The 12308-nt window shown below is 44.0% G+C and carries 4 protein-coding genes and 1 CRISPR repeat array (1 of these 5 running past the window's edge); all 4 genes read right to left on the reverse strand.

Annotated features, from left to right (window positions below; translation table 11 throughout):
• Nucleotides 1-7946: direct repeats of the CRISPR family, unit length 37 nt; unit sequence GTCTTAATCCTTGTTTTAGTGGAAGTTGGTTAGTGAG; it begins 4176 nt to the left of the window's first position.
• Between the two features lie 524 nt (nucleotides 7947-8470).
• From IPM52_03390 to cas1, 4 genes are read right to left on the reverse strand one after another with little or no spacing between them, the layout of a single operon-like run.
• Complete coding sequence (locus IPM52_03390; GenBank protein MBK9290663.1) at nucleotides 8471-9796, reverse strand: hypothetical protein; 1326 nt, start codon at nucleotides 9794-9796, stop codon at nucleotides 8471-8473.
• Nucleotides 9797-9798: 2 nt separating this feature from the next.
• The gene (cas2, locus tag IPM52_03395; protein MBK9290664.1) at nucleotides 9799-10284 is read right to left on the reverse strand and encodes a CRISPR-associated endonuclease Cas2; all 486 of its coding nucleotides are present in this window, start codon (nucleotides 10282-10284) and stop codon (nucleotides 9799-9801) included.
• On the reverse strand, nucleotides 10268-11305 hold the full coding sequence (locus IPM52_03400) for a hypothetical protein (protein MBK9290665.1): 1038 nt from the start codon (nucleotides 11303-11305) through the stop codon (nucleotides 10268-10270). The genes cas2 and IPM52_03400 overlap by 17 nt, the downstream gene beginning before the upstream one ends.
• A gap of 1 nt (nucleotide 11306) precedes the next feature.
• Nucleotides 11307-12293, reverse strand: a complete 987-nt coding sequence (gene cas1, locus IPM52_03405) for a CRISPR-associated endonuclease Cas1 (protein ID MBK9290666.1) — start codon at nucleotides 12291-12293, stop codon at nucleotides 11307-11309.
• Nucleotides 12294-12308: the final 15 nt, after the last annotated feature.

A 12308-nucleotide genomic window follows, 5' to 3' on the forward strand; every position in this document is an offset into this window, starting at 1 on the left:
CTTTTTAATAGTGGGGTGCGCATACTGTCTTAATCCTTGTTTTAGTGGAAGTTGGTTAGTGAGCAGAAACTGTAAAAAACTCTACGAGGAGGTATGCAACGTCTTAATCCTTGTTTTAGTGGAAGTTGGTTAGTGAGTGGTCTGCACTTCCTCTTACACTTCTCAAAAGAATAAGTCTTAATCCTTGTTTTAGTGGAAGTTGGTTAGTGAGCAGTCATATTTTCTTTTTAATAGTGGGGTGCGCATACTGTCTTAATCCTTGTTTTAGTGGAAGTTGGTTAGTGAGCAGAAACTGTAAAAAACTCTACGAGGAGGTATGCAACGTCTTAATCCTTGTTTTAGTGGAAGTTGGTTAGTGAGAAGACAAACTTGTCGAGTACTTATGCTCGACAATCAAGTCTTAATCCTTGTTTTAGTGGAAGTTGGTTAGTGAGGATTACAACATTATCAAAGAAGAAGAAAATGAAAAGATGTCTTAATCCTTGTTTTAGTGGAAGTTGGTTAGTGAGTTAACCTTCTGGAAGTCCCGTTTACGGAGCAAAAAAGTCTTAATCCTTGTTTTAGTGGAAGTTGGTTAGTGAGAATTTACTTCTGACGAAGTAAAACGAATTTCTCAAGTTGTCTTAATCCTTGTTTTAGTGGAAGTTGGTTAGTGAGAAATTCTAAAAAATTAGATATTTCAGGAATTCCTGAGTCTTAATCCTTGTTTTAGTGGAAGTTGGTTAGTGAGGGGGACTGCTTCTTGAAGGACGGGTGGGTGTAATCCCAGTCTTAATCCTTGTTTTAGTGGAAGTTGGTTAGTGAGTTGAAATATTTTTCAATGAGTCTTAATCTAAAAAAAAGTCTTAATCCTTGTTTTAGTGGAAGTTGGTTAGTGAGTTATTTTGGTAAATTCTGTTAGTTATGTTAGTTTGGTAGTCTTAATCCTTGTTTTAGTGGAAGTTGGTTAGTGAGATTAGAGACCTCGGAGGTATCAGAAACTTAAACCCATGGGTCTTAATCCTTGTTTTAGTGGAAGTTGGTTAGTGAGACAAATGGACAAAGTCATTAAACACGAACAGAGTAGTCTTAATCCTTGTTTTAGTGGAAGTTGGTTAGTGAGTTTTTACCGACGAGGTCATTAGAGACCTCGGAGGTCTGTCTTAATCCTTGTTTTAGTGGAAGTTGGTTAGTGAGCGTGAGAACGGCGAGGTTATAAACCTCGTAGACGTGTCTTAATCCTTGTTTTAGTGGAAGTTGGTTAGTGAGAGGCCTGTCGTGCTTCACAACGACAAGGCCGTTGATGGTCTTAATCCTTGTTTTAGTGGAAGTTGGTTAGTGAGAAAAGCTTGTCGAGTACCTATGCTCGACAATCAAGGGGTCTTAATCCTTGTTTTAGTGGAAGTTGGTTAGTGAGACCTCGGAGGTAGAAAGAATCTAAACCCATGGAACAAGTCTTAATCCTTGTTTTAGTGGAAGTTGGTTAGTGAGCCATACAGCCGGTTCGGGATAATAAATGGTCTTCAGCGTCTTAATCCTTGTTTTAGTGGAAGTTGGTTAGTGAGCCGATAAGGAGTTCTGCATCGTTTGCGGGGTAGACAGGTCTTAATCCTTGTTTTAGTGGAAGTTGGTTAGTGAGGTGATGGCGTCGTTTCTCCTACCGGAAACGGCAGACCAGTCTTAATCCTTGTTTTAGTGGAAGTTGGTTAGTGAGCCTGTTCCATGCCTTAGGCATAGAATTTGGGGAAAGTAGTCTTAATCCTTGTTTTAGTGGAAGTTGGTTAGTGAGTAATGTGAACTGGAAACCCCTATTCTATGCCTTAGGCGTCTTAATCCTTGTTTTAGTGGAAGTTGGTTAGTGAGACAGTCATGCCCATCTACGAAAACTCCGGTTCACGTAATGGTCTTAATCCTTGTTTTAGTGGAAGTTGGTTAGTGAGTTGTCCGAAAACTGGGAAGAGAAAGACCTTAATGGTGTCTTAATCCTTGTTTTAGTGGAAGTTGGTTAGTGAGGATATTATGACAACTGTAAAGAACTTGAAAGAGAAGGTCTTAATCCTTGTTTTAGTGGAAGTTGGTTAGTGAGATTTGCGCAGGAAGCCGCAAAATTGGCGCGCGCAAAGTCTTAATCCTTGTTTTAGTGGAAGTTGGTTAGTGAGAGTACCAGGTTGGGGACTTCTTCTTGAAGGACGGGTCTTAATCCTTGTTTTAGTGGAAGTTGGTTAGTGAGAGACCCTTATGGTCTGCACTTCCTCTTACACGTCTGAGTCTTAATCCTTGTTTTAGTGGAAGTTGGTTAGTGAGACAATATTGAGATACTTCAATCAAGTAACTACTCTGAAAGGTCTTAATCCTTGTTTTAGTGGAAGTTGGTTAGTGAGTTACTTCCCAAAGAAATAGAAATAAGGGGAGTAAAATAGTCTTAATCCTTGTTTTAGTGGAAGTTGGTTAGTGAGAAATTAAAGCTATGATTGAAAAATTAAAAAAATTCCTGTCTTAATCCTTGTTTTAGTGGAAGTTGGTTAGTGAGAGTTTTAAGAAAAAATCAGACAATTATCTTAGTAAAGTCTTAATCCTTGTTTTAGTGGAAGTTGGTTAGTGAGACGTTGGTTACTGATACAAAACCGGCTGGATCATCCAGGTCTTAATCCTTGTTTTAGTGGAAGTTGGTTAGTGAGTCTGCACTTCCCAGTACTACTCCGAATCGAAAAAGAGTCTTAATCCTTGTTTTAGTGGAAGTTGGTTAGTGAGTGAATAATCGTCGCAGTGAGAATGCCGATCTGGTAATGTCTTAATCCTTGTTTTAGTGGAAGTTGGTTAGTGAGAAAGACCTGTCGGACACTTTTCAATGAATTTAAAGACCGGTCTTAATCCTTGTTTTAGTGGAAGTTGGTTAGTGAGAGTCAGAAAAAGTAAATACGGGATGGATATCATAAGGTCTTAATCCTTGTTTTAGTGGAAGTTGGTTAGTGAGCTAACTGCATTGAACCGGAAGAGCTTACCCTATTAGTCTTAATCCTTGTTTTAGTGGAAGTTGGTTAGTGAGGCCTGTTTAACACAAGTGATGAACCCCTGCTGATTGAGTCTTAATCCTTGTTTTAGTGGAAGTTGGTTAGTGAGTTTTAACTGAAGAGCAGTATCAACCAAAAGAAAAGACTGTCTTAATCCTTGTTTTAGTGGAAGTTGGTTAGTGAGGGGAGTATATCGGCCTGATGCTGTAAAAAGGAAACTGTCTTAATCCTTGTTTTAGTGGAAGTTGGTTAGTGAGGAGGATAAACGAGCTCGAGCAAGAGCTTGCACAACGGTCTTAATCCTTGTTTTAGTGGAAGTTGGTTAGTGAGGGAAACCAACCAAAGCGCAAAAGAGAGCCTTTGCCGGTCTTAATCCTTGTTTTAGTGGAAGTTGGTTAGTGAGGTTGATTTATAGCCATCAATAAGTTTTTTTTAATTGTCTTAATCCTTGTTTTAGTGGAAGTTGGTTAGTGAGCGACAGAAAAGAAAAGGTTAGCAAACAAAATCGCCCGGTCTTAATCCTTGTTTTAGTGGAAGTTGGTTAGTGAGACGCGTATCAATTACTGGTACGTTAAGGCCGAGTGGTCTTAATCCTTGTTTTAGTGGAAGTTGGTTAGTGAGCAACGCTACCAACCACCATAAGCACCCCCTTATTAGCAGTCTTAATCCTTGTTTTAGTGGAAGTTGGTTAGTGAGTTAGAAATCCCGACAGAAAAGAAAAGGTTAGCAAAGTCTTAATCCTTGTTTTAGTGGAAGTTGGTTAGTGAGGGTGCATGTCATTTACAAATGCGAAACACCTATAACCGTCTTAATCCTTGTTTTAGTGGAAGTTGGTTAGTGAGATCGCCAACACGCTGTCGAAAGACATGCCGCACCTGAAGTCTTAATCCTTGTTTTAGTGGAAGTTGGTTAGTGAGAACTACCAAAATCATACGCTACAGCCCTGCGCAAACTTGTCTTAATCCTTGTTTTAGTGGAAGTTGGTTAGTGAGTTCGTACGGCTGGGGCGCGCTGTTCGCCAACGATCCGTCTTAATCCTTGTTTTAGTGGAAGTTGGTTAGTGAGACAGAGCAGGTCGCACAGCTCGAAGCCGACGTTCAGGTCTTAATCCTTGTTTTAGTGGAAGTTGGTTAGTGAGTCGACCTACAACAGCTATATCGCCTACCAGCTCGGAGAGTCTTAATCCTTGTTTTAGTGGAAGTTGGTTAGTGAGTTTGAAATTAAAACCGTAGGGCTACGCAGGGCTGAGTCTTAATCCTTGTTTTAGTGGAAGTTGGTTAGTGAGGAGCCTGTTATGACGCAGGAGGCTATTAATGAAGCTGTCTTAATCCTTGTTTTAGTGGAAGTTGGTTAGTGAGTAAATCGCCAGTTTACAACGTAAGACCTGTGCCGATCGAAGTCTTAATCCTTGTTTTAGTGGAAGTTGGTTAGTGAGCAAACCCGAGCTGTGCGGTGGGCACAGTCCCATAGTCTTAATCCTTGTTTTAGTGGAAGTTGGTTAGTGAGGAAAGCCTGTTAAGGCAGCTGTTGCGCAAGCATCAGGTCTTAATCCTTGTTTTAGTGGAAGTTGGTTAGTGAGACTCTTAACAAGTTCTATAACTGGATGAATAAATAGTCTTAATCCTTGTTTTAGTGGAAGTTGGTTAGTGAGCTCTGAAATGTTTTCAGATACAATTCAACGGAAAGGTGAAAATGTCTTAATCCTTGTTTTAGTGGAAGTTGGTTAGTGAGACTTAACGTTCCTATAATAACAGATACTAAACTATCAGTCTTAATCCTTGTTTTAGTGGAAGTTGGTTAGTGAGCCTAATTACGGAATTGCTAACTGTGTATTACTACTTGTCTTAATCCTTGTTTTAGTGGAAGTTGGTTAGTGAGTATTTTATACTTTAATTCAAAGAGATTCTTATAAAGCGTCTTAATCCTTGTTTTAGTGGAAGTTGGTTAGTGAGGAAATTTCCTTTGAACATAAAGAGATATTTCCCAACAGTCTTAATCCTTGTTTTAGTGGAAGTTGGTTAGTGAGGCTTTTCAGATTTTATCAAAAAATGTTTTTAAAGCAGTCTTAATCCTTGTTTTAGTGGAAGTTGGTTAGTGAGAAAAGATGAAAAAACACAAGCAGAAGTAAAATCAAACAGTCTTAATCCTTGTTTTAGTGGAAGTTGGTTAGTGAGACATTTCTACAAAGCAAAAAGTGATGGCTGCCGTTGTCTTAATCCTTGTTTTAGTGGAAGTTGGTTAGTGAGTTAACAGATCAGCCTTCAAAGGGGCAAAGTTGAGTAGTGTCTTAATCCTTGTTTTAGTGGAAGTTGGTTAGTGAGAGGTCGCTTAGAACTTTATAAAAGTATGTTGGATAGTCTTAATCCTTGTTTTAGTGGAAGTTGGTTAGTGAGCCCTGCACGCCTGCGACAGAAGGTGATGGCCTGGGCAGTCTTAATCCTTGTTTTAGTGGAAGTTGGTTAGTGAGAGCTCCAGGTGGGGGATAAAGTACAGCTGCGTAGCTGTCTTAATCCTTGTTTTAGTGGAAGTTGGTTAGTGAGCGCGGCCGTTTGAGATTAAGATAGTGACCAGACAGGGGTCTTAATCCTTGTTTTAGTGGAAGTTGGTTAGTGACCAGGCAATACCGCCTGGTGACAGGGTCTTAATCCTTGTTTTAGTGGAAGTTGGTTAGTGAGTGCAGCTGGGCACAAGTATAGCAGCCCAGCTGCACCTGTCTTAATCCTTGTTTTAGTGGAAGTTGGTTAGTGAGCAGATTAATAAACCCGGTTACATGCCGTAACCGGGTTGTCTTAATCCTTGTTTTAGTGGAAGTTGGTTAGTGAGAGAACTGGGGACTGCTCTATGAGGGAGCAGTCCGCCGTCTTAATCCTTGTTTTAGTGGAAGTTGGTTAGTGAGTGAGCCTAGGTACAGGCTTACCTTAGTGGAGGTTACTGAGGTCTTAATCCTTGTTTTAGTGGAAGTTGGTTAGTGAGTTAACGCTAATACTATTAAACAGGCTTTAGTAGATTTGTCTTAATCCTTGTTTTAGTGGAAGTTGGTTAGTGAGTTTAATTATTTAATTTTAAAAGTATGGAGAGGATAGGTCTTAATCCTTGTTTTAGTGGAAGTTGGTTAGTGAGCGACATTCACGCAAATGCACAGCTACTGTGCATCAGGTCTTAATCCTTGTTTTAGTGGAAGTTGGTTAGTGAGACTGTGCATCTGCGTACCCTGGAGGCAACGCAGCTGTCTTAATCCTTGTTTTAGTGGAAGTTGGTTAGTGAGGGGTGCAGATTAACAACACCCGGTTACATGCCGTAGTCTTAATCCTTGTTTTAGTGGAAGTTGGTTAGTGAGTGTCATATTAAAAATCCATATGCACTTATAGGTACAGGTCTTAATCCTTGTTTTAGTGGAAGTTGGTTAGTGAGTCAATGGTTATATTTACCTTTCTAGGTCCTATAGTAGTCTTAATCCTTGTTTTAGTGGAAGTTGGTTAGTGAGACCTGCTGGACGAGTTCGTCCAGCAGAACTGGGGACTGGTCTTAATCCTTGTTTTAGTGGAAGTTGGTTAGTGAGCAAGCCCGTTGGGAGCAACGGGCCCGCTCAGTTGAGAGGTCTTAATCCTTGTTTTAGTGGAAGTTGGTTAGTGAGTCCGAGGCCATTTGAGATTAAGATAGTAAGCAGAAAGGTCTTAATCCTTGTTTTAGTGGAAGTTGGTTAGTGAGAGATCAGGATAGTGACCAGACAGGAATAATCCTGTCTGGTCTTAATCCTTGTTTTAGTGGAAGTTGGTTAGTGAGAAGAAATTCCGAGGCCATTTGAGATTAAGATAGTAAGGTCTTAATCCTTGTTTTAGTGGAAGTTGGTTAGTGAGAACTAACCCTAAAGCCCGTTGCTCCCAACGGGCGCGGTCTTAATCCTTGTTTTAGTGGAAGTTGGTTAGTGAGACATATGAAACTAACCCTAAAGCCCGTTGCTCCCAACGTCTTAATCCTTGTTTTAGTGGAAGTTGGTTAGTGAGACCAACGGGCGCGCTCAGTTGAGAGATCAACTGAGCGACGTCTTAATCCTTGTTTTAGTGGAAGTTGGTTAGTGAGAACTGAGCGATCTAGTGCTTCAGCACTGGGGGCTGCTCTGTCTTAATCCTTGTTTTAGTGGAAGTTGGTTAGTGAGCACTGGGGGCTGCTCTATGAGGGAGCAGCCAGACTCGTCTTAATCCTTGTTTTAGTGGAAGTTGGTTAGTGAGAGCTACCATCACAAATGATGGTAGCGCATTCATCAGTCTTAATCCTTGTTTTAGTGGAAGTTGGTTAGTGAGAGTGAGCTCCAGCATGGATAAGTGTATTGAGCAGTCTTAATCCTTGTTTTAGTGGAAGTTGGTTAGTGAGGCGGCTGCGGAAGAGATTCCGCGGCCGTTTGAACTCGTCTTAATCCTTGTTTTAGTGGAAGTTGGTTAGTGAGGGCTTAGCCAGTTAAGGAACATGCTGGACGAGTTCGGTCTTAATCCTTGTTTTAGTGGAAGTTGGTTAGTGAGACACGCCGTAACCGGGCTAAAATATGCAGCTGGGCAGTCTTAATCCTTGTTTTAGTGGAAGTTGGTTAGTGAGTGCTCTATGAAGGAGCAGCTCGCCTCGGGGTGCACATGTCTTAATCCTTGTTTTAGTGGAAGTTGGTTAGTGAGATTGGGAGCTGCTCTATGAAGGAGCAGCTCGCCTCGGTCTTAATCCTTGTTTTAGTGGAAGTTGGTTAGTGAGCCCAAAGGGTGCAGATCAATAAAAACCGGTTACACGCGTCTTAATCCTTGTTTTAGTGGAAGTTGGTTAGTGAGATATACTTCTGACCATACACGATATAACATTTTGTCGTCTTAATCCTTGTTTTAGTGGAAGTTGGTTAGTGAGTACTGGGCACCCCAACGGGTGCAAATCAATAAAACGTCTTAATCCTTGTTTTAGTGGAAGTTGGTTAGTGAGGGTCTTACCTGTTTTAGGGTGTCTTACCTTGTTTTAGGAAGGTGTCTCTTGTTTTAGGAAGTGGTTAGGAGCGCTGGAGGTCTTAATCCTTGTTTTAGTGGAAGTTGGTTAGTGAGGGAGAGGATAAGTCTTAATCCTTGTTTTAGTGGAAGTTGGTTAGTGAGTGGGAGCAACGGGCGCGCTCAGTTAAGAAATCTGCTGGTCTTAATCCTTGTTTTAGTGGAAGTTGGTTAGTGAGACATTCAGGTGTTTACAAAAGTAGCGAGTCTTAATCCTTGTTTTAGTGGAAGTTGGTTAGTGAGGGAGTATCCTTGTTTTAGTGGAAGTTGGTTAGTGAACTGGGAGCAACATGAGGTCTTAATCCTTGTTTTAGTGGAAGTTGGTTAGTGAGAGCAAAATTTTCAATGAACTGATATACAACACTATACCATTGCATTTTAGGTAAGTGGCCCTCAAAAAAAGCCAAAAACAGGTACATTTTTTGGGCATGCAAAATTACTCCTTTCATCTTAGCAAGATAATATTTATTCCTTACACGCAAAAACTTTTTTTGCCCGCCAGGTCTCCTTCCCTTTCCGCATCTCTTTCACCGCCTTAAAGCTATACCTGGCACCCTCGATGAGCTGGTCGGCGGGCACCTTGCTTTGCGCAAACCTGAAATAAACCGTGCGACCATCATCCGAGGTAATAAACCCGTCGCCATTCTCCCCGGCATGCAGTATGCGCGTCAGCCTGCCCGTCCCAACCCATTCTTCTTCAGCAGCTGTTTGTTTCAACAACCCGGCATGCTCCATCAGAGCCTGATACATCTGCGCTGCAGTCGTGTTTTCGGGCAAAGGCACAGCCTGCAATTCGTACGACAATCGCCAGCCTGCCTCTATCCTGCTTCTGGCTGCAAGCGCATACCACTGCACCGACTTTTCCCCATCGCTGTCTTTGAGCATCCTGCCCAGGAGTTCGAACAAACCTGTTTTGTAAGCAGAGTAACCTCCCAGTCCTGCCGCTGAGGTGGCCAGCGCAATGGCTTTTGGTATCTGCCGCACTTGCTCGTATAGCTCTGCCAGCTCCTTCATCACAAACCATTCCCTGCGTTTGCGAAGCACAAGCTCAAGGTGATGTATGGCCTCATCGAGCTTACCTGTCTGACGGTACGAAAGCGCCATATACCGGGCAATCCAGATCTGGTTGCCATAGTGAAATTCAATACCCGATTGCAGGGTTTTGTTGCAAACCTCAATGCATTCGCCATACTGCCTTAGGGCATATAATGCCTTGATAAGCAGCATCATGGCCTGTTCGCGCGCCGAAGCCAGTTCAACCTCTTTTTCTTTCCCCTTAAGCCGGATACTGATCTGCCTTGTCTGGGTATCAAAGGTTTCCGGCCCCAGCATCTGCAACACTTCCAATAGTTTTGAATATCCAGCCTCTCCCCTGCCCTTTTGTTTTTCGGTCCAGGCAAAAAACAATCGCTCAGCAATTGACCTCGACGCTCCTGCCCCAAGCTTAACGATCAACATCTCCGCAAATTCAAGTTCACTGTCGGCCACCTGCTGATCCGGTTGCTGAAAGTAAAAAAACAGCAGCCAGGCCATATTGACTCCCAGTTCGTTCTGAACCACCATTTCAGCATCCATTCCTAACCAGTTGAGCACAAAATGCACAGCCTCCCTGGTTTTTCCGGTTTCGCGCAGGCAGTCGCATATGGCTGAAATCAGGCGCGGATGTTCCATAATTTGTTTACGTCCAAGGGGCGCCAGCTTTGTTTTAAAAAGATCGAGCGCCTGCTGAAATTCCTTGTTCCAGCGGTGGTTGATTACTGCGCGGACTACATCCTGAAGTTCATGCTCCATAGCTAAAAAAATAAGGTTGTCCGGTTTCCGATCACCAAATCAAAATCCATACTTTGGCCCACTATCTTCATTGCACGGAGCTGATCGGCCGAAACAGGCACAAAAAAGATGCTGTCGGTATTGTCGTACAGCTCCTGTATCGTCTTCAGGTCGTGATAGATACGGTCGAAAAGCTGCCGTTCGGATTCGGCAAAAAAGACAGATTTCTGCACCCTGAGGCAACCGTTCCGGATCAGGTATTTGGCTATCTGGTTGCGCACTTTGTTGTTTTCGATGTCGTAGAAAATAAAATACAACATACGCTCGGGATTTGCGTGATGACGTCTGTGAATTTCGAGCAATGCGGCTATGCGTTCGTCGAGGGGTGCCAGCGGATCGGCAGGCGGTGGCGTTTTGAGACCAGCTGAACGATGGGTCAATCCGGCCCGTTTCATGCCCAGCATATGCTCCACAAAGCTGACTTCCTTACGTTTACGCCTGGGGCTCATCGTACAACAAATTCATAATGACTAAAGCCACAGCCTCTGTGATGCGGTCGTCGCTGCCCGACTTGGTGCTCTTGACAACCGAAAATCCTTTCTTACCATAATGCAGGTTTACCTCACCCCACAGGTTGCCCAGGTTCACCTTGATTTGTTTACCGTAGTGGATATTCTTCACTTCGGTCATGGTGAGTTTTTGCGCCTGAAGTGCCGATGCTATCCGTGGCAACAACTGCTCTACCTCCGGTGGCACATAGATGCGCTTTTCTTTCTGGGCCGCACGTGCAGGGTTGAGCTGATCCTTTATTTTTTGCAATATCTCGTCGGGCAGGTCCTGGGCCGTCAATGTGCGTTCGTCCTTCACTTCGGGTGCCACCATTCTGGCCTTTTGCTGCGCTTCATCCGTGGCATCGAGCAACTCGTTCAGGCTCAGGTGATTTTCAAAATCCACATACAATGCCCACTTCACAGGTTCGGCCTCAGGATTAAAATAAACCTCCGGATCGTAACTTACAAAGCAGGCCCGGCTGACATCCGAAGTACTTTTGTCAATCACCTGATGCACATTGTATTCGGCAGCCAGACGCGTCGCAAACAGCTTGTAGAAGATGCTGTATCTGGCAGGGTCGGTAAATTTTGGTTCGAACCTGAACATCACCTTGAGTCCATCGCCCGAGGGCGAACAGAAAGACAGAAGCACCCGCGGGTCGGCATTGATTTTGCGCCTGAGCTCCTGCATATTGATGCCTTTGGCCTGCAGATGGTCGAGGTCGATGATCAACGCACTGCACGAAGCAAAGTTTTCGATGCGCCGGTATGGCGGATTGAAGCTTGCCGCCACCACATAGGGAAGATGGGTCTTCATGTCACGATATCTCCGTGGGTCGATCGACAGCAATATGCGCAACTGGTTGATAAAATCCACAAAAGCCTTGTCGGGCTGGCGGATTCGTCGCGCCAGATCGGCTACTTCTACCGTACGCAACACATCGTTGGGTTGTTTGATGTTGTATCCGATGCTGATCATATCATCCCGGGATTGTTTTCTGTACCCTGCTGGCTAATTTTTGGGCATACAAACTGATGTGGTTCTGCCTGCTTCGGCTGGCCCCATCCATCTGGATCACTTCGTCGAAGTAGTCGTTAATGCTTTGAATCAGAATGCGTTTGCCAAGCGCCTCCAGCCAGTGGCTCCCGTCCTCGCGCACGCTGTAGCAATCGCTGTTTATCGCCTTTTGCATCAGCAGTTTCATCACCACATAGTCAACCCACACGCGGTATTTTTCAATCACATCAAACACCAAAACCGGCCGGTTGTAATCTTCGCGGTGCATCACCCCCACATAGGGGTCGAGGCCTGCCTTGATGAGCTCGCCTTCAATTTTGCCATAAAGTATGCCGTATCCGTAGTTGAGCATGCAATTGAACACATCCATAGCCGGGTGTTGGGTGCGGCCTTCCGAGCGGTATTCTTCGGGCAGGAGCAAATTGAGCACTTCAAAATAGCGCCTTGTGGCCACACCTTCCCATCCGCGCAAGCTCGGCGCAATGTCGCTGATCACTTCACCCTTGATGGCCTGTATCTTGGTTTTGTAGTCGGATATGGTGCCGACCACCTTTTCGAGCGTAGCCTGATGTTCCCACTGGAGTGGCGCCAGCGAATAAATGAGCGCGATCTGATTGTCGAGCTTTTGGCTGAGCAACTCCTTGATCCATGCAATGGCATCCTGCGAAAAGGTAAAATCAAGTTGCTTGCGCCTGATGGTAGATATCGAACCAAACTGAACGCTCCACACCCTGCCTTTGGGCCGGCCCACATCGTCGACAAACAAAATGTCCACCTCGTGTTCGATAGCCAGCAAAGCTGCATCCGAACTGATGCGCGCCCCTTTGCTGACCGTGATGGTTCGCAATTTATCCAGGGGTATCACCTGCTTACCCTCGGGATGCACCACCACAAGCTGGCCGTTTTCTTTTACCAGACTTGTGCCAAAAGTATTCAAAACCAATTCCATATGCAGCTATCTTTT

This window comes from Bacteroidota bacterium (assembly GCA_016715945.1).
Lineage (GTDB): Bacteria > Bacteroidota > Bacteroidia > Bacteroidales > F082 > JALNZU01.